16 protein-coding genes, 2 tRNA genes and 1 pseudogene are annotated in these 20,474 nt (G+C 27.6%); 6 read left to right on the forward strand and 13 right to left on the reverse strand.

The features are described from left to right. Positions 1–141 precede the first annotated feature (141 nt). Positions 142–2,772, forward strand: a complete 2,631-nt coding sequence (locus tag A500_RS10230) for an FAD-dependent oxidoreductase (protein WP_016207511.1) — start codon at positions 142–144, stop codon at positions 2,770–2,772. An 89-nt stretch (positions 2,773–2,861) separates the two neighbouring features. Here A500_RS10230 and A500_RS10235 read toward each other — a convergent pair whose 3' ends face one another. Beyond that, positions 2,862–3,224: a single-stranded DNA-binding protein gene (locus A500_RS10235; RefSeq protein WP_016207512.1), complete on the reverse strand. Its 363-nt coding sequence runs from the start codon at positions 3,222–3,224 to the stop codon at positions 2,862–2,864. A gap of 193 nt (positions 3,225–3,417) precedes the next feature. Then, the gene (locus A500_RS10240) at positions 3,418–4,269 is read right to left on the reverse strand and encodes a YihY/virulence factor BrkB family protein (protein WP_016207513.1); all 852 of its coding nucleotides are present in this window, start codon (positions 4,267–4,269) and stop codon (positions 3,418–3,420) included. Positions 4,270–4,650: 381 nt separating this feature from the next. On the opposite strand from A500_RS10240, the gene A500_RS10245 reads away from it, so the two are divergent. Further along, the gene (locus A500_RS10245) at positions 4,651–5,529 is read left to right on the forward strand and encodes an aldose 1-epimerase family protein (RefSeq protein ID WP_016207514.1); all 879 of its coding nucleotides are present in this window, start codon (positions 4,651–4,653) and stop codon (positions 5,527–5,529) included. A 256-nt stretch (positions 5,530–5,785) separates the two neighbouring features. On the opposite strand, the gene A500_RS10250 is transcribed toward A500_RS10245, so the two are convergent. From A500_RS10250 to A500_RS10260, 4 genes are all read right to left on the reverse strand, one after another. Then, on the reverse strand, positions 5,786–6,418 hold the full coding sequence (locus A500_RS10250; protein ID WP_016207515.1) for a cyclase family protein: 633 nt from the start codon (positions 6,416–6,418) through the stop codon (positions 5,786–5,788). A gap of 20 nt (positions 6,419–6,438) precedes the next feature. Next, entirely contained in the window at positions 6,439–8,727 is a 2,289-nt protein-coding gene (locus A500_RS10255; protein WP_016207516.1) for a helicase C-terminal domain-containing protein, read from the reverse strand. 299 nt (positions 8,728–9,026) lie between these two features. After that, positions 9,027–9,170, reverse strand: coding sequence for a YvrJ family protein (locus A500_RS19990; protein WP_016207517.1), 144 nt, complete (start codon positions 9,168–9,170; stop codon positions 9,027–9,029). A 49-nt stretch (positions 9,171–9,219) separates the two neighbouring features. Then, the gene (locus A500_RS10260; protein ID WP_040436756.1) at positions 9,220–9,810 is read right to left on the reverse strand and encodes a DUF1836 domain-containing protein; all 591 of its coding nucleotides are present in this window, start codon (positions 9,808–9,810) and stop codon (positions 9,220–9,222) included. A 480-nt stretch (positions 9,811–10,290) separates the two neighbouring features. Between A500_RS10260 and A500_RS10265 the strand changes: the two genes are divergently transcribed. Beyond that, positions 10,291–10,530 carry an AbrB/MazE/SpoVT family DNA-binding domain-containing protein gene (locus A500_RS10265; protein WP_016207519.1) on the forward strand — a complete coding sequence of 80 codons (240 nt, stop codon included), beginning with the start codon at positions 10,291–10,293 and terminating at the stop codon, positions 10,528–10,530. A gap of 73 nt (positions 10,531–10,603) precedes the next feature. Here A500_RS10265 and rsmI read toward each other — a convergent pair. The 4 genes and pseudogenes from rsmI to A500_RS10285 all read right to left on the reverse strand — a co-directional run bounded on the left by rsmI (position 10,604) and on the right by A500_RS10285 (position 14,235). After that, positions 10,604–11,448 (reverse strand): annotated as a pseudogene (rsmI, locus tag A500_RS10270) (16S rRNA (cytidine(1402)-2'-O)-methyltransferase). 4 nt (positions 11,449–11,452) lie between these two features. Beyond that, a complete protein-coding gene (locus A500_RS10275) occupies positions 11,453–12,202 on the reverse strand; it encodes a tRNA1(Val) (adenine(37)-N6)-methyltransferase (protein WP_016207520.1) in 750 nt (249 codons plus the stop codon). A 260-nt stretch (positions 12,203–12,462) separates the two neighbouring features. Continuing rightward, positions 12,463–13,683 carry a C40 family peptidase gene (locus A500_RS10280; RefSeq protein ID WP_016207521.1) on the reverse strand — a complete coding sequence of 407 codons (1,221 nt, stop codon included), beginning with the start codon at positions 13,681–13,683 and terminating at the stop codon, positions 12,463–12,465. A 246-nt stretch (positions 13,684–13,929) separates the two neighbouring features. Beyond that, entirely contained in the window at positions 13,930–14,235 is a 306-nt protein-coding gene (locus A500_RS10285) for a hypothetical protein (protein WP_016207522.1), read from the reverse strand. A gap of 179 nt (positions 14,236–14,414) precedes the next feature. Here A500_RS10285 and A500_RS10290 point away from each other — a divergent pair. Beyond that, a tRNA-Pro gene (locus A500_RS10290) sits at positions 14,415–14,490 on the forward strand. 322 nt (positions 14,491–14,812) lie between these two features. Here the strand turns inward: A500_RS10290 and A500_RS10295 are convergent. Continuing rightward, entirely contained in the window at positions 14,813–17,533 is a 2,721-nt protein-coding gene (locus tag A500_RS10295) for a glycoside hydrolase family 3 N-terminal domain-containing protein (RefSeq protein ID WP_016207523.1), read from the reverse strand. Between the two features lie 478 nt (positions 17,534–18,011). Between A500_RS10295 and A500_RS10300 the strand changes: the two genes are divergently transcribed. Then, positions 18,012–18,653, forward strand: a complete 642-nt coding sequence (locus tag A500_RS10300) for an HAD family hydrolase (RefSeq protein ID WP_016207524.1) — start codon at positions 18,012–18,014, stop codon at positions 18,651–18,653. A 198-nt stretch (positions 18,654–18,851) separates the two neighbouring features. Here A500_RS10300 and A500_RS10305 read toward each other — a convergent pair whose 3' ends face one another. Continuing rightward, the gene (locus tag A500_RS10305; protein WP_016207525.1) at positions 18,852–19,598 is read right to left on the reverse strand and encodes a peptidylprolyl isomerase; all 747 of its coding nucleotides are present in this window, start codon (positions 19,596–19,598) and stop codon (positions 18,852–18,854) included. A gap of 288 nt (positions 19,599–19,886) precedes the next feature. On the opposite strand from A500_RS10305, the gene bcp reads away from it, so the two are divergent. Further along, the gene (gene bcp, locus A500_RS10310) at positions 19,887–20,339 is read left to right on the forward strand and encodes a thioredoxin-dependent thiol peroxidase (RefSeq protein WP_016207526.1); all 453 of its coding nucleotides are present in this window, start codon (positions 19,887–19,889) and stop codon (positions 20,337–20,339) included. 29 nt (positions 20,340–20,368) lie between these two features. On the opposite strand, the gene A500_RS10315 is transcribed toward bcp, so the two are convergent. Next, positions 20,369–20,444: transfer RNA gene (locus A500_RS10315), tRNA-Phe, on the reverse strand. Positions 20,445–20,474: the final 30 nt, after the last annotated feature.

The following is a 20,474-nucleotide window of genomic DNA, read 5'->3' on the forward strand; positions in this document are numbered from 1 at the left end:
ATACATAATATATCAATAGTATTAATGATATTATTTATAATAAATATTTAAATAGTTATTGATATTGTTAATATTTAGACATATAATAATTTTATAATAACAATTATTATTTAATATTTATTTTGAGGAAGGTGTAGATTTATGAAGTCTTTAGAAGTAAAAAAGGATATATATTGGGTTGGAGCTCTCGATCCAGATTTAAGAATTTTCGATATTATTATGTACACACCTTACGGAACTAGCTATAATTCATATGTTGTTAAAGGAAGCGAGAAAACAGCTGTATTTGAAACAGTTAAAGTTGAATTTTTTGATCAGTATATAGAAAGATTAAAAGACTTAGATATAGATATAACTAACATCGATTATATAGTCCTTGATCATACCGAACCTGATCATGCTGGTTCAGTTGCTAGGTTGTTAGAAATTTCACCTAATGCTAAAGTAGTAGGTTCTGCTGCTGCTATTAAATTTATGAAAAAAATCGCTAATAAAGATATTGACTCAATAACTGTAGGTGATGGAGATACAATAAGTTTAGGTAATAAAACATTAAACTTTATATCTGCTCCATTTTTACATTGGCCAGATTCTATTTACACATATATTGCCGAAGATGAGCTTTTAATTACTTGTGACTCCTTCGGGTCCCACTATTCATCTGAAGCAATAGTAAATAGTAGAGTAGAAAATGAAGAACATTATATGGATGCTTTAAAATACTATTTTGATTGCATTTTTGGTCCATATAAACCTTTTGTATTGAAGGCAATTAAGAAAATTGAAAATCTAAATATAGATATGATTTTACCTGGTCATGGCCCAGTCTTAATTGAAGAACCAATGAAAATAGTTGAACTTTATAGAAAGTGGAGTACTCCTGAAAGCCCAGCTTTAGATGGTAAAAAAGTTGTTACTATTCCTTATGTATCAGCTTATGGATATACAGAATCTTTAGCTAAGGAAATTGCTAAGGGTATAGAAGCTTCAGGTAACATTGAAGTTAGATTATTTAATGTTATTCATCATGAAATTAGTGATATAGTAAATAGCATTACAGAATCTGATGGGTTACTATGCGGTTCTCCAACTATAGTTTCCGAATTATTAGAGCCAATTCGTGATGTGCTTTCAAAATTAAATCCTGTTGTCCATGGTAATAAATTGTCTGCTGCTTTTGGATCTTATGGTTGGAGTGGAGAAGCAATTCCTAGAATAGAAACAAGACTAAGAGAACTAAATATGAAGTTTTATGGAAGTTTAAAGATTAACTTTAAACCTTCTGATAATGAATTAGAAGAAGCTTATGAATTTGGCTTAGGATTTGGAGAAATCTTAACTGGTAAAAAGAATCTTGCTCCTGAATCAAAATCTAAAACAACTATTAAAGAAATTCCTACTAATGGAGGCTTAAAGCTTTGGAAGTGCATAATTTGTGGTGAAATATTTGAATCAGAAACTGTACCAGAAGTTTGTCCTGTTTGTGGTGCTGGAAGTGATCAGTTTATAGAAATCGAGAGGAAAAAGACCACTTATTCTATAGATAAAGAAGAAACCTATGTAATTATAGGTAATGGAGCAGCTGGGTTCTATGCAGCCAAAGCTATTAAGGAAAGAAATGAAAGTGCAATAATTAAACTAATTTCAAATGAGCTAGAGCATTCATATGTGAGAACTCAACTTTCAGATTTAATAACTGAAAAAATTGATGATTCTTTTTATCTTGAAAAAGCTAATTGGTATAAAGAAAATAATATAGTTGAAGTCCTAGGTGCTAACGTAAATAGTATAGATAAAGATACAAAGACTATAAAATTAGATAATAAACAAGGAATTCATTATGATAAGTTAATTTTGGCTAATGGTAGTTATAACTTTGTTCCTCCAACTAAAGTGAAATTTGAAGATCATGAAATTGAAGTAAATTCATGGACCTATAATACAGTCAAAGGAATTCATACAATAAAGAAACTTTCGGATGTTGAATCTCTTAAAGAGCAACTGCCAGCATCTAAAAACATAGTGATTATTGGTGGTGGCTTATTGGGCCTTGAAGCTGCTTGGGAGGTTCAAAAACGTAATATGAATGTTACTGTTGTAGAATTAGCAGAAAGAATGCTTCCACGTCAATTAGATACAGATGGTTCCAACTTGTTTGAAGACTTAGTTAGCAAAACACCTGTTAAGGTTCTTTTGGGAGAAGCTGTTGATTTTATAACTGCTAACAAGGCTGGAGTTCAATCTCTGCAATTGAAAAGTGGTAAACAAATAGATGCCGATATTATTATTTATTCAGTTGGAGTTAGAGCAAATATTTTCTTAGCACAACCTTTAGGTATTCATTGTAATAAAGGTGTTATAGTAAATCCATATATGCAAACTAATGTAGAAGATATATATGCTTGTGGGGATGTAGCTGAATTAGATGGAATATATTATGGAAATTGGCCAGCAGCAATAGAAATGGGGAAAGTTGCAGGTGCTAACGCTACAGGTGATAAGATTAAATTTGAAAAATTTGTTTCTTCTACAGTATTTGCTGCAATGAATACTCAAGTATTTTCTGCTGGAACTATAAATTTTGATGATCCTTCATTAGAGAAAATTGGTTCTATAGATACTTTAAATAATAAGTATTCGAAGTTATTTTTCTATAATAATAAACTTGTAGGCGGAATTTTAATTGGTGATATTTCATCTTCAGTAAAAATAATAAATGGAATTCAAAACGAAGAAGATAAATTAACAGTTTTAAGTAAAGGTACAATTTAAATATAAAAATTTATTTTTACTATAAAAGGTAAGCTATAAAATAATTAGCTTACCCTTTTATACTATTTATTTAAAATTATATTTTAAACTTAATTTACGAAATCTTCTACTTGTTCTAAGTCTCTTTCTACTTTTCTATCTCCTACAAATTTAAAGTCTTCTGCTACAACTTCTGCAATATATTTTTTATTTCCATCTTTATCTTCATAGCTTCCAGTTCTTAATCTTCCACTCAAGCTTATGTAGCTTCCTTTTCTCATATATTGACATACTACCTCAGCCTTTCTTCCCCAAATAGTAACTGGTATTAAATCCGCTTTTCTAGTTCCATCCTGAGCTTTAAAATTTCTATCCACTGCAATTATGAACCTAGTGAATACTTTATCACTACCCTCTAATGATCTAAGTTCAGGGTCCTTTATTAATTTTCCTAATAATACTATTTTATTCATTTTTTGCACCTCCTGAATATTTCTTCTTTGATTATACCCATTTAGTTTTTTTCTATACATAAATAAATAAAATAAATTATAAAGCAATCAATATTATCTCAAGCCATTTATTATCAGTTCACAACTTATAATGCGTAGTTCTTAATTATAGAACTAGTTTAACTGTTCTGAATTAAGGAATTCTTAGTTGTTTTTAATTATTATTAGCATTTCTTTTTCTAAGTGCTAAAATAGAATTTATTTCTGCTCCCAAAATTAACATCATAGATGTTATATATAACCAAGTCATTAATACAAAGACAGCTCCTACACTTCCATAAAGCCTAGAATAATTAGCTATATTATTTATATAATATGAAAAGGCCATTGATACTATTATCCATCCTAAAGTGCTTGCAATGGCCCCTGGAAAAACTTCTCGCCAACTTATTTTCTTTGCCGGTGTATACCTATATATTCCAGCAAATATCCAAATCATCATAGATATGATTATTAGATATCTACTTATATTCCATATCTTATTTATAACGTTTTGAAATGGAAATATAGTTAACAGATACTTACCTATTAATTCTCCAAAAACTAACATAGCTAGTGCTAACATTATTAATAAAGCTAAAACAATAGTAAAAAATATTGCTACAAACGCTCTTTTTATAAAGGATCTATGTTCCTTTATATCATAAGCTTTATTTACACCTTTTATAACCGCTCTGAATCCTGATGATGCCGACCACATTGAAAGTACAACTGAAACTCCTAATAATCCTGCATTTTGCGTATTTACTATTTCAACTACAGTGGTATCCACTAATGTAAAAACATTATTTGGCAATATAGTTCCTAATCCTTCTAAAACGTCTGTAGCATTCAAGCTGCTAAAACCTATTAAAGTCATTAAAAATATTAAAAATGGAAAAAATGCTAATATCAAATAATATGCAAGCTGAGCTCCTAATGCAAATATGTCATCATTGTTAATTTTTACTATGAAATATACTATTTTATCTATTATTGATCTTTTATTTTCATTACTATTACCCATTAAATCACCACATCATTTATTATTTAATCTTTTATATTATATATCAAATAAATAAATTATACTCCTCAACATTATTTTATTATACTTTATATATAATACTATATTATTTCCAATTATATAATCAAAGCCATCTATTTCTTTCTAAAACTCATATACTATAGTATAATTTACATATATGAGCTAAATTCTACTATCTTACTTAAATTAATCTATAACTATTTATTATTATATTATAGTTGTTATATACTATAACATTTAAATATAAATATATATTACAATTAGAAATTAAAACCTAAAACTTATAAAAACTTCTATATAAGTTGTAAAAAATAAATTAATCAATTAGCTGTTTTGGCAATAGCTATAGAAAGGGTGTTTATTATGAACTACATATTAGAAAATGAAAATATAAAACTGTCAACTAATACTAATGGCGGAGAACTTACTAGTATATTTAGCAAAGAAGATTCATTAGAATTCCTATGGAATGGAAACTCTGATTATTGGAAATACCACTCCCCAATTCTGTTTCCTATAGTTGGAAAAGTTAAAGATGGAAAATATTTAGTGGATGGAAATACTTATGAATTGCCTCAGCATGGCCTCGCTAGAACTCGCGAATTTAATATGATTGAAAAAACAGATGATTATATAGAATTTGAACTTTTATGGTCTGAAGATACACTTAAGATATATCCTTTTAAATTTTCTTTAAGGCTTTCTTATAAGCTTTTAGAAAACGGTGTTAAAGTTGGATATAAGGTTATAAATCTTGATAATAAAGAAATATATTTTTCAATAGGAGGTCATCCAGCATTTATGTGCCCTCTAATGAATGAAGAAAATTTTGAAGACTATTATTTTGAATTTAATAAGATTGAAAATGCTAATATTATGAAATTAAATTCAAATACTGGTTATTTTTCAGGAATTACTGATCAATATTTTCATAATGAAAGTATTGTAAATCTATCTTTAGATTTATTTAAAGATGATGCTTTAGTATTTAGTGATTTAGAATCTAACTTAATAAGTTTAAAATCAAAAAATCACAATAAAAGTTTATCGATGGACTTCTCAGGATTTCCTTATCTAGCTTTATGGACTAAAGCAACTGGCGCACCATTTATTTGTATTGAACCTTGGTATGGCCATGCAGATTATCATGACTTTAATGGCGAACTTAAAGATAAGTCAGGAATTGAAAAATTAGAAGTAGGCAAAACCTTTACTGCATACTATAGTTTATTTATAGAATAAACTATAGTTATAATAATACAATTTCATTTATTAAGTGGGAAAAGCTATAGAAACTCATAGCACTTATGATTTTCTATAGCTTTATTTAAATTACCTTTTTTCAATATATTATATTTTTAAAACAACTTACTTTATTTCACAGGATTTTATATTCATAAAATCCAATCTCCGTTACTTACCCCATATTTCTTATAAAATAAAAGATAACTGTGAGATATAAATTGTGAGCTGCTAACTAATACCGTACTTTATACTTTTAATCTGTTATTGCAACTGCTCTAACTGGTGAGCCATCTCCATCTTCTATTTTTAGTGGAGTTGCTACTAATGTAAATTCTTCTCTATTTATAATATCTAGATTAGTTAAATTCTCTATTATAAGCTTACCTCTAGATAAAATAATATTATGAATTTCAAAATCTATACTATCAAATTTATCAATAGATATTGCATCTATTCCTATTCCTTTTAAATTAAAATCACAAATCCACTTTGCTGCCTCTTCCGTTAAACTTGGATAATTATTAAAATACTCCTTGGTTCCCCAGTATTTCTCATATCCTGTTTTTAATATTAGAAAATCACAATTTATTATTTTGTCTTCATATTTCATTATTTCTTTTAAAGTAACTTCTTTTGTGCTTGAAATATCTATTATAATGGCTATTCCTATAAATTCATTTATATTAAATTCATCAATAGTTTTTCCCTTATTAATCATGTGACTCGGCGCATCAATATGAGTTCCTGTATGAGTATAAATATTTAAGCATTTCTCATTAAATCCATCTTTCTCTATAGTAGCTATATTGTATATTTCCGGTTTCTCATCTTTTGTGTATGTTGTCATATTTGTTTTTATTATATGACTTAGATCTATAACTCTCATTTAACTCCCTCCCTATTATTTTACCTATTTATATCCCATTCCTTCGGTAATAGACTTCTATATTTAATTGTAAAATATCTATCATCTATAAGTAATATTCTTCCCTTATCCTCTTCTGTTCTAATTACTCTTCCTGCTGCCTGCATAATCTTATTTATTCCTGGATATATGTATGCATAGTCAAAACCTTTTTCCTCATAATAATCTTTTATTATATCTCCTTCATTAGATATTTTGGGAAAACCTACACCAACTATAATGCAACCAATAAGCTTATTACCGGGAAGATCTATTCCCTCTGAAAATATTCCTCCTATAACACAAAATGCTAGGATATTTGCTCCATCTTGAAAATTATTTATAAATTCTTCCTTTTCCCTTTCAGTTAAAACCTCCTGTTGACAAATAGTATCTTTATCACTATAAATTTCTATATATCTTTCATATATCTGTTTTAAATATTGATAAGATGGAAGAAAAATCATATAGTTTCCTAGTTGTTCTTCTTTAAACTTATTAATTAATTTACATAAATTATCTATATTATTTTCCCTTTGCCTAAATCTCATATTAAGAGAATGTCCATAAACTTTTAAGTTCTCTTTTCTAAAAGGTGATGGCAACTTCATTCTATAGCTTTTTTCATTGCCTCCCAGTAGATCTATATAATAATTTATAGGCGTTAATGTTGCAGAAAATATTATAGTTGAATAAGCTTCTTGTACTACCTTTGCTAAATTTTCAGCTGGATTAACGCAAAACAATTTAACTTTTGCATCACTTCTATTTATTTCTACTAAAGTAACGTACTTATCACTAAAAAGCTCAGAAATAGATATGAAAGACCGTATTTCAAAATATAAATCTCTTATTTCATCATAACCTTCTGTATTTACAGATTTCACAAGATATTCATCACATTCTTTTAAGAATATTCTAAGTAACTTATATAGATCCTTATATTGATCCTTTTTATACATACTATTAACTTCTAATTCTTGAACTTCCCTTCTTACTTCTATTAATTCCTTATTAATAGAAGTTAAAGCTTTATATAACTTAGGTACTTTTCCCTTTATTAATTTTGATGCTTGCATTATTTTACTCTTATAAATTTCTGCACTAAACATACTTCTAGCTCTATCCACAAGATTGTGACCTTCATCCACAAGTAATATATTCTTATCCACATCATCCTCAAAAAATCGTTTTAATTTTGCTCTTGGATCAAATGCATAATTATAATCACATATAATTACATCGCACCATAGACTCAAGTCTAATGATAATTCAAAAGGACAAACTTTATTTTCCTTTGCATATTCTTCTATTTTCACTCTTGTAAAATCAGTATCATCATTAAGAATATCAAATATAACATCATTAACTTTATCATAATAATCTATTGCATATTCACAATAATCAGGATTACATTTAGTTTTATCCTTAAAACAAATCTTTTCCTTTGATGTTAATGTGATACTTCTACAAATAAGTCCATTGTCTTTTAACTTATTTACTGCTTCTTCTGCTACAGTCCTAGTTATTGTTTTAGCAGTTAAATATACTATTCTTTCTCCTCTGTTTTCGCCTAAGGATTTTACTGCTGGAAATATTGTAGATATTGTTTTTCCTATACCTGTTGGTGCTTGTGCAAATAATACAGCTTGCTCCTTTATTGTGTTAAAACATGATATTGCAAGTTCTCTTTGTCCTTTTCTATAAGTATTAAAAGGGAATATTAAATTTTTTATAGATTTATTTCTAATTGAATTCAAATTAGATTTTAATAATATCCATTTTTTATATTCATTTATTATATAGAGAATAAATTCTTTTAGTTCTTCAAACTTAAAATTTTTATTAAAACTTTTTACTTCTTCTGTTTCTATATTGAAATAACTTAATCTTATATTTATTTCGTCTAATTGATTTTGAAGGGAGTACATGTAGGCATAAAACTTTGCTTGCGCCCAATGTAAATCATTATAGTCTTCATCTATTAAAACTAACGACTTCATAGTTGATTTTATTTCTTCTATATATACACTACCATCATCTATAATTATTCCATCTGCTCTGCCTTCCAATAACAAAACAACATCTTCAATATCAAAAGATTGTTCTAATCTTACCTCTTTTTGATATTGGGCATATATTTTTTCATTGCTACTTTGAAGCTTTTGATGAGCCAAAGTTCCTTCTAGCGCCCTATTTTTTCCCATATACCTATCATCTAAGCTTCCAGTTTTTAAAACATATTCTATTATTCCTCTGACAGATTCCTTAATAATTATCTTATTGCTCATTAAAATTCTTCCTATCTTTTATAAATTACGAAACAATTTTATTCAATTCACAGTACACAATTTGTAATTCACAGTTCTTTTGATGAAGTTTTAAATCAGTTACAATCGAGCTTAAATACGAAGCATACGTTCCCTAGTTCTTAATTATAGTTTACACTTAAAACTTGTTACCTAATACCTGTTCCCTATAAGATAAAAAACAAATATACACTAAATAAGTGCTTTGTACTTCAAAATAAATATAAGCTTAATAAGGTATTGTCTTAAGCTTAATAACAATACCTTATTATACTAATTAATTATTTAATTGAATTTATAGTGTGTGCTAGATTATTTATGCTAGTTGTAAGACTCTCTAGCTTTCCTTCTATTCTAATTAATAGATACAAAGAAATCGCTATAGGAAAGCCTAAATTAGCTATTAAGTTCACTAACTCATCCATAAAATCACCCCGTTACTTACATATGCAAATAACTTAGATTTTTTAATTTTTATTCTAAATGATACTCATTTACTATTTTTTGTACTAGTTTTTTTGTAGCACTTGCTTGTGCTATAAGTGACATAACTATAACAAATGTTCTTATACTATTTTCATCTTTGTTATTTAAATTTAATTCTGAAATTATACTATCTAACTTTTTCTCATCTATAACAGGTTCACTTAAAAAATCTTTAAAACTTTCACTTTGAGTTTCTGAAAATATTTTATAAGCCTTTTCCCAAGATATAATATCATCAGATCTATCATTTATCTCATTAAATGCCAATCTGAAAACCTTTTTAATTTCTTCTGTTGTTAATACCGGTCTCATATAACTTAATAGCACTAACTGTATAAGATGTATTTTAGTATATCCTCTTTTTTTACCGTCCTCAGGCTTACTAATAACTTCACTCTTTATATAATTCTGTACTATATTATTAGTGTACTTATCTTCTATAAATTTATCATTTAAAAAATCTATAACTTGGGATAAAAAAAGATCATATTTCGGTAAATCTTCATAACCAATCATCGAATTGTTAGACATCTCTTCTGCCAATTCTATTATATAATTAGTATCTATTTTTTTCACCATAATATCCACCTCTAATTCCTATTCTTAATATAATTATATAGTATATATAAACTTATTACAAGTTATTTTTGTCTGTTTATTTTAATTTTATTATTATTGCTTTAAAATTTTATAAAAATTATCTATTATTTTGAAATTTTTTTATAAATTATATAATTTATAATACAACTTATATTTACATATTTAATTTTACATTTTTTCTTATTTTATTATTTTTTTTAAATTACATATATAATAATATTTTTTTAAGCTATATAACCTAGTGTACAAGCCATTCTACATTTTTTGCTATTTTACTTAAAAATTGATAAATAGTATTGACTTTTCTAATTTATGGTAGTATATTGTATTTATAACTTTGATATATATACGAAATTTGTAATTTTTGAAAATATTTTTCTTTTATATTGACTTTTAATTACATTTTTAGTAATATTAACTTTGCAAGATGTCGAAACTTGTTTTAAGGAGGAATATATAATGAAATCAACTGGTGTAGTAAGAAGAGTAGATGAATTAGGAAGAATAGTTATTCCTATAGAATTAAGAAGAACATTAGATATAGCTGAAAAGGATGCTTTAGAAATCTATGTAGATGGTGAACAAATAATTCTAAAGAAATATGAACCAGCTTGTATCTTCTGTGGAGATGCTAGAGATGTTGTTAATTACAAAGGTAAAAACATCTGTAAAAACTGCTTAAATGAATTAAAAAAATAATTTTTAATACTTATATTTAAATAGTTGCTTATAATTAAATCCCTATGAACTTATAAATTCATAGGGGATTTAATTATAATTCTGTTGAGTATTTATATACTTCTTTTTTAGGTAAATTTCTTTCTTTAGCAACTAATTTTATAGCATCCTTTTTATCTATTCCACTTTCTATTAATTTGATTAAATGCTCTTCTATTGTTAAGTCAATCCATACTGCCTCTTTTTCAGCTTGTATTTCCTTTTCCGATTTACCTTCAATTACTAAAACAAATTCACCTCTTGGCCTATTATCTGTAAAATGTTTTAGTACTGATGATATAGTTCCTCTACATATTTCTTCATGAAGCTTAGTAAGCTCTCTGCATACTGCTATATTTCTATCCCCTAGATTATTTAGTAAATATTCTAAAGTATCTATTATTCTATGTGGTGCTTCATATAATATTATTGTATCTCTAGAATCTTTTATTTCTTCAATTACAGGACTCCTCTCCTTATTTTCTCTTGGTAAAAATCCTCTAAAGATAAATTTAGTAGTATCTAAGCCTGAGTACACAAGGGCTGTTGTTATAGCTGTTGCCCCTGGTAAAACTTCGAATTCTATTCCTTGTTCTATACACCTCTGAACTATGACACTACCTGGATCTGATATACCAGGAGTACCTGCATCTGTAATTAAAGCTATATTAATTCCATCTTTTAACTTGTTTATTATATCTTCACTTTTTCCTTGCTCATTATGCTTATGATAACTAAATAGACTTTTTTTATATTAAAATGATTTAACAATTTTAAACTTTGTCTTGTATCTTCAGCAGCTATTATATCTACATATTCTAATATTTCTAAAGCTCTCAATGTTATATCCTTTAAGTTTCCTATTGGAGTTGGTACTAAATATAGTTTCCCATTTTCCATATAACTAAACCTCCCTGCCATATATTTTATTTAATTCCTTTGTATAGCTACCGTCTTCATTATAAATATATAATGGAGATTCCCATTTTAAATAAGCCCCTCCATCTCGCTGCCCTTCTATTAAAACTATATTAGGAGCTTTTTTTATATTAGGTTGAATCATTTGTACTCTCTTAGGCTCAATTTTATATTTTCTCATAAGTTCAAATATATCTATTAATCTCTCCGGCCTATGTACTATATACATCCTTCCATTATCCTTTAAAAGCTTTCTGGAAGCTTTTATTACATCCTCTAATGTACATAAAATTTCATGTCTAGCTATGGCTAATTTATCATCAGGATTTATTATTCCTGAGTTATTTAATTTATACGGAGGATTTACAGTTAAAGCATCAAATTTTCCTAACTTATTTAAAAAGCTTATATCTTTTAAATCTCCTCTTTCAAATTTCACGATTTTTTCTAATTCATTATACTTACTACTTCTCTTGGCCATCTCTACCATATCATCTTGAATTTCTATTCCTATAACTTCTTTAGGATTATATTTTCCATATAGTAAAAAAGGGACTATTCCAGTTCCTGAACATAAATCAATGACTCTATGTTTATTTTTTATGTTTGCAAAATTAGATAGTAAAACCGCATCTACACCAAATCTAAAACCTGATTTTTTTTGTATTAAAAATAAATTTTTTAATTGTAAATCATCAATTGATTCGTCTTCTAATAACCTTACATCTTTATTCATATTAACTACCTCTAATTATCATTATTACATATTATTAGTATCACCATAATAATAAATTAATAATATCTCTACCTTTTGTATCATTATTTTAAAACCATTATAAATTATATCATATAACTTACCGTTTTATTAAACTTAAATTGTTTGAAGTTATCTTAAAATTATGTTATAAATATTAATTTATCTTCTATTTTTTATGTAAAAATAAACTCCATCTATAAAAAGACGGAGTTTATATAATATTAAATATTAACTTCTAATTAAAGTACTCTTCTTGCCGCATAGAATCCTGTAATAGGTGAAACTTTAACATTTTCTCCTTCATAAGGCGCATGTATATATTGTCCTCCACCTACGTAAATTCCAACATGGTCTGAACCATAAGTAAATACTAAGTCTCCTGGTTGTAATTCACTATATGAAACTGGCGTTCCAACTCCAAGTTGTGAATAAGTAGTTCTTGTTATCTCAGTTCCTGCTGCATTCCTGTACACAAAACTAGTAAAACCTGAACAGTCAAATGATGATGGACCTGTTGCACCATAAATATATGGTGTCCCGATATATTTATATGCAAAGTCTACTATAGAATTACCTGTACTTGATGATAATCCTGAGCCTGAGCCTCTATTTGCCTGTGCTATTTCTAAATTTGAAATCTTATCTTCAGCATTATACAATGCTTCATTAACTTCTGCAATTACGATATCACTCTTAAGCTGCCCATCTCTAATATTTGTTAATTGTCCTAATGCGCTCCTTAGAGCATTAACATCATCAGAATTAATTAATATATCCAATTGCGCACTAACTAGGCTTCTTTCTGAAACAGATAAGAACTCTGCATCAAATTTAGCTTGTTCAGCTTTTGCTGTTGCAATAAGTGTTTCTTGTTCTTGTTTCTTTACTTCTAATTCTGATAAAACTTTATTAGTTTCTTCATTTATTTTAGCTACTTCATTTGCTTTCTCTTCTAAAGAATTAACTTTTTCATCTAACTTTTCCTTATTATCTACCAATTCTTTCACGATCTTTTTATCGATGCTTACAAGTCTACTAGCAGAATCTAATTTAGATATAAGGTCACTAAAACTATCCGCACTAAATAGAAGTGTTAGATAACTTCCTTGTCCACCTGTTTTGTATAATTCTCTTAGTCTTTTTCCTAATACTTCTTCTTTCTCTGAAATATCCACCTTTGATGTTTCAATTTCTTTCTTTGTATTTTGTACTTCATCCTTAATGGTATCTATTTGTTTTTGATTTTCTTGCACCTTTTCTGCTAATGGTGATATTTGTTCATTTAAATTATATATCTTCCCTTGAATATCTTCAACTTGCTTATTCATTTCGTCATACTTTGCTTGATTTTCTTTTACTTCCTGATTAATTACTTCCTCATTAGGAGTAGCAAAAACTGGTGTTACTGAGGTCATTGTTAAAGCACCAACTATAACAATTGATAAAATCTTCTTTTTCATAAGTATTTGGTCCTTAGACCATCCCCCTCTCCCTACGTGATATTACCATTATAACACTTATGGAAAGCTCGGACAATGGTAATTTTTTTAAAAATGAGATATTTAGTGGGTGTAAATGTATACTGTACATATTTGGAATTAACTTAGTTATGTTAACATAACTGTTTTAACCTAAATATCTCTTTAATTATATGCTATATAATATCATTTTTATAATATATTTACAAATATTTCTGTGTTAAAACTTTATATATTTTTGTACTTTTTTAATGTTATATTTTGAGTTAATGATAATATAGCTATTAATACTATGAATGATATCACTACATACTTAGATTGTTCAATTAAAAAATAATCTATTACTCCTATAATTATGCCTAGTATACCTATTGCCATATTAAATGTTCCGTTGAGTTTCATAAATTTATCTATATCATTATATGCTCCACTATTTTTCAACATGGTTTTTATTCTATTACTGCTAATAGATATTAGTCCCATTATTATAAACCCTAAACTTCCTAAAATTATTATTATTGTGCTTCCTCTCACTTTTTGTACTCCTAACTTAATATATTTGTTGATTGAAATGTTTTTATCCTTTTATTAAAATTTCTAATTATTATCTTCACTTAAATATATATCTTAAAGCAATACAATAACAATTTCAATATTTTCTTTTAAAAATAGTTGACATCATTAACTATAATTACTATAATTATAATGTACTTCGGGGTGTGGCGCAGATGGGAGCGCGCGTGGTTTGGGACCATGAGGTCGCAGGTTCAATCCCTGTCACCCCGACCAATAAAAACCTCTCTTTAATTAGAGAGGTTTTTTACATTTTAAGTACAATTAATATTTTTTTCTTAAATTACATAGCTAATTACAATCTATATAATCATTAACCTCTTTAAGTTCATCATCAAATCCAATAGATTTACAAGAAATTAATACTATTGGTATTATTGATATATAAGCACACAATATTAATATCAACATAAATCTTATCCCCTTTTCATATTTCTATTTATGATAATTATATGAAAAAGGTTTCAAATGTGTTATGCATTTTTTATTTTTTATAAAAAAGGAAAGAAATTATTGTTTTCTCTCCTTTTTAATTATATTATTTTTTAAACTTTCTTAAGGCAATCCCTGCAATAGCCATAATACTGCCTAAAATAACTGTTCCTACTGGTGATGCTCCCCCTGTCTCTGGAAGATTATCATTATTACCTTTACCATTATTATTGTCTGTATTATCAGACTTAGCCTTTACCGTTATCTTAACTATTTTTTCTGTAATGTTTTTATTACTATCTTCAACTGAATATACAACTTTATACTCTCCAGCTTTTGTTGTATCAACATTATTTTCCTTAACCTTTATATTTGAAGATATATCTCCATCTTCTTCATCGGAAGCTTTCACATCTTTCATTGGATCAAATTTATCTCCTACAGTCAAAGTTTTATCTTCTGCTATTATACTTGGAGCTTTATCCTCTATAAGTTGAATTGCAGCTTCTGATAATGAAGCTATAAATATTCTATCCTTATTATCTTTTACTGATAGATTCTCTACCTTAATAACTTCAGAAATACTTTCAGTTTTAGCTTTAAACTTTATTTCGAAGCTTTCATTGCTTATTACTTTATCATTTAAAGCTTCTACATCAATTATTAATTTTCCATTTTCAATCTTATTATTTAATATTTTCACATTTTCACTATTAGATTTAACTTCCAAAACTTCTAATGCATTTGTATTAAAATTAATTGTTGCAGAATAAGTCTTACTTTGTAAATGTTCTGGTACATCATTTAATTTAACTTTTGCTATAAAATCTTTACCTTCTTTAATACTAGTTGGCATCTCAACGCTAGTAGTTCCTAATGATGTTAAATTTGTTATTCCATATCCAAAGTTATATTTATTACTAGTTAGATCATATTTGCCATCTGCTGCAAGATTCGGAACATCTACTGGGAGAATTCCTGTTGCCTCATGAGCTCCAAAAATAACATCCATAATAGCTGGAATATTTGGACCAAAAGCCTTTATAGGTGACAATCCTCCATCTGCTTCTGTAGGATCCATACCTTTATATCCATATGCTATAACTTTAGCCGCTGCTCCATCACGACCTGTAACATCATACGGATGTCCAAGACTTCCTAAAATCACAGATTTTCCCTTTATTTTAGCATATTCAAAAACTTCTGTTGGATATTTAGTTAACCAGTGAGTTGCAGCTAAGTGTGCAGAGCTTGATATTTCTGATAATATAACGATTTCATCAGCTAAATCAATTTTTGCTTTTGTTGCATCATCTAATATTGTTTTCTTATTATATGAAACTAAGTCATAATTTACATCGTTTATCTTACCTTCACTTATTAATCTAGTTATACCAAATTTCATACCTGGTAATTCATTGTCATATGGAGCTAATAATAGTATATTATCGCCTTCCTTAGGATTTAAAGGTAAGATATTGTTCTCATTTTTAACTACAGTTATAGCATTAGCTGCAACTCTTCTTTCAATATCTCTATTTTCTTTTGATCCTACTACAGTTTTAGCATTGTTAATCTTTTCTTCTAAAGTTCTAGTATCATTTTTAACTTCCATTATTCCTCTATCTATTTTTAATTTAACAACTCTTTCTGCTGATTGATCTATTCTCTCTAGTGGTATCTCGCCTGTACCTACTGCTGCTTTAACTTCATTTATTATGTTCTCTAATTTAACTACATCTGCTTTACTTCTTAAGATTGTAGGCATTAAAGCAATATCTACCCCTGCTTTGAATGTTAATTTAACAGCTTCTGATTCTCCAAAGTTATCACTAATAGCTTGCATGTTAAGTGCATCAGTTACTACGACACCATCATAAGAAAGTTCTTTTCTTAAAATACCTGTTACTATATCATCAGATAATGTAGCTGGAAATGCAATTTGTTGGCCATCTTTTTTGGATACATAAGTATCCTTTTCTACTTGTGGAAATTGTATATGAGCTGTCATTATCATATCTACGCCTTTATCTATTGCTGCTTTAAAAGGCTTTAATTCCATATTTCTTAATTCTTCTATAGATTTATTTACTACTGGCAATCCATAATGAGAATCTGTGGCTGTATCTCCGTGACCTGGAAAATGCTTAGCTGCTGCTGATACTCCTTGACCTTGAATACCTTCAATAATCTTACTTCCCAACCTACCCACTAAATCTGGATTGCTTGATATGGACCTAAGATGTATAACTGGATTATTAGGATTATTATTTACATCTACAGTTGGTGCAAAATCAACATTAATTCCTAATGATTTTAATTCCCTACCGATTACATATCCTGAATCATAAGCATCATCTTCACTTCTTGTTGCTCCTATAGCCATATTTCCTGGTAGATTTGTACCTGTACCTAATCTAGTAACTACTCCTCCCTCTTGGTCTATAGTAAGTAATAATGGTAAATTTCCGTCTTTATCATTTATTGCTACCTGTTGATAATCATTAACCAATCTAACTGTTTGCTCTGTGTCCTTTACGTTGTTAGCAAATAATATAACTCCACCTAAATCATACTTGTCTACAATTTCTGCTATTTCAGAGTTCATAACTGTCACATCTTGTACTGCAGATTCTCCTTGAGCTTTCCATTGTCTAAAATCAGGCATAATCATTTGTCCAATTTTTTCGTCTAAAGTCATTTTGGATACGATTTCCTTTGCTTGAGTTTTTGAGTCCATAGCATATGTTCTATTAGATGGTAAAGTAAATAATGAAGTAGTAATCATAGTTGCTGCTAAAAGTAATGAAATTTTTTTCTTGTTCATAAAAAATCCCCCTATAAATAATAAATATTAATTAATAATTGTATCCTTGCCATTAAATATGAAACCTCCTTCTCATAAAATTTTAAATAATATTTAGTTAGCAAAGAAAACAATAAATAAACTTATGTAAAAAAATTTAAATCTATTATTTTATTGTAAAATAGCAACAAAAAAGCTCCCTCACTAAAAAGTAAGAAAGCTAATGCCCAAATGGTTGCACGCAATACAAATATACTATATATTCCCTTTAATGTTATTATATATAATATTTTTATTTTTGTAAACCTTTTTATAAAGAACTTTATTAATACATCGTTTATGTATTATAATCAATATAATATTTACTGTTTACTTAAGGATTATTTTTTATTATAATATTACTTTATCTTTATTTTATAATATATATTATAATTCTTTATTCATTAATAATATATTATATTACTATATTTAACATATTATACAAGGGGGTAACTAACATATGAATAATATTGAAGCTGTTATATTTGATTTGGATGGAACGTTAATCGATTCAATGAATATATGGGCTAAAATAGATGAGGAGTATTTAGGCAATTTTGGACTTACTGTTCCTGAAAAACTTCAAGAGGAAATAACTCATCTTACTCTTACAGAAACAGCTCTTTACTTTAAAGAAAATTTTAATATTGAAAATACGATAGAAGATATAATATCAACATGGCATGATATGGCTTTTTATCACTACTCTAACACTATTAAATTAAAAGATGGAGTGATTCCTTATTTGAAGTCATTAAAAGATATGAATATAAAAATTGCTTTAGCAACTAGTAACTCTGTTCCTCTACTAGAAGCCACTCTAAAAAATAATGGAATATATGATTACTTTGATGCAATAACAACAACAGAAGAAGTAAAAAAATCTAAAGATAATCCCGATATATACTTGTTATCAGCCAAAAAGCTTAATGTATCTCCTGAAAGATGCTTAGTTTTTGAAGATATAGTACAAGCTGTTAATGGAGCTAAACTTGCTGGTATGAAAGTGTATTCTGTATATGATGAATCATCTAAAAGCCAAAAAGAAGAACTAATAAGATTATCTGATAAATACATATTGACTTTCAATGAACTACTGTAATATTTTGAGAAGCATTTTTCAGTTCGCAGTTCACAAGACACAGTTATGGAGATAATTCAGCTCTGCTGAATTAAGAAAGCATTATATCAACTATTTTATCGTTGATATAACTTAAAATTCAGAAACTACGAAGTAGTTTCATCCTAAACTGTGAATTGTGCACTGTGAACTAAAAGAAATTGCTTCGCAATTTATATTCTATGCTCTAGTAACTCCGTATTTCTTTTCTAATTCTTTTACAACATCTAAATATTTTCTTTGTTGCATGTCTTGTAATAATGTATTAACTATTTGCTCTTTAACTTCCTCAAATAACATTTCTTTTCCTTCATTTTTATCCTCAACTTTTATTAAATGATATCCAAATTGAGTTTGAACTGGATCACTTACAACATTAATTTCCAAGTTAAATGCTGCGTCTTCAAATTCAGGAACCATCATTCCTCTACCAAATGAACCTAAATTACCCCCTTGCTCCTTTGAAGGGCAAGTTGAATATTTAATAGCTGCATCTTCAAATGTTATTTCATTTAAAGTTATTTCATTTTTAATCTTATCACAAAGCTCTTTTGAATCTACTAATATATGTTTTGCTGATATGGTAGGTTGTTGTATAAACGCATCTTTATTTGTATTATAATAATTTAATGCATCTTCATCTGTAACAGTAACTTCTAGTAATACTTTATTTATTGTTAATTGAGTTAAAATATCCTTTTCCGCCTGTCTTACATTTTCTTTATATTCCTCTGTAGAATCTATATTTAACTCTTTTCCTAAAATATTTATAAGCTCAAAAGAAACCATTTGTTCTAATAATTGTTTTTTTGCTTCCACAGTTTCAAAATATCCTCTTCTCTCTGCTGGATATCTCTCTACTACAGTTTGTAAATCCGATTCCTTTATTTCTCTTCCTGCTACGGTAGCCAAAATCTTATCTTCCATTAAAATTCTCCTTTAATCAATAAATTTATTAACATCATTAATTATAACAGAGTTTATAATAAAATATATAGAATTTATTAAATTCCTTAAATATGGTTAATATTGTATTATCAGTATATTTATTTTTTATTTCATTTAAAGAAATATATTGATTATTTAATATATTATTAGTATCAATCCTATAGATATTTGTTTGGAATAATATTTAGTACTAATAATCAATTACTTATTGATAATAATAATTATTCGTACTATAATAAAATAAAGTCAAAAAGGAGGATCATTATTATGAAATTAGGAAGTTTAGCACCAGACTTTAATCTTATTGGGTCTGATGGAAGAGACCATAAATTAAGCGATTATCGAGGAAAAAAAGTTATATTATATTTTTATCCGAAAGATAATACTCCAGGTTGCACTACTGAAGCTTGTGACTTTAGGGATAACATAAAAACAATAAATGATTTAAATACTGTTGTAATTGGCATAAGTAAAGATAGCTTAAATTCACATAGTAAATTTATTGAAAAACTTAATTTACCTTTTATTCTTTTAAGTGATGAAGAAAAAATTGTTTGTGAATTATATGATGTTATAAAAGAAAAAAACATGTATGGCAAGAAGGTCCTAGGTATAGAAAGAAGCACTTTTATAGTAGATGAAAATGGTATTTTGGTAAAAGAGTTTAGAAAAGTTAAAGTTAAAGATCATATAAAAGAAGTACTAGATGCGATAAAATAAAAAAAACACTAACATTTGTTAGTGTTTTTTGGTGGCTCGACCAGGAATCGAACCAGGGACACGAGGATTTTCAGTCCTCTGCTCTACCGACTGAGCTATCGAGCCATATAACCTGGCAACGTTCTACTCTCCCAC

Origin of the sequence: Clostridium sartagoforme AAU1 (assembly GCF_000401215.1) — a bacterium.
Classification (GTDB): Bacteria; Bacillota; Clostridia; order Clostridiales; family Clostridiaceae; genus Clostridium; species Clostridium sartagoforme.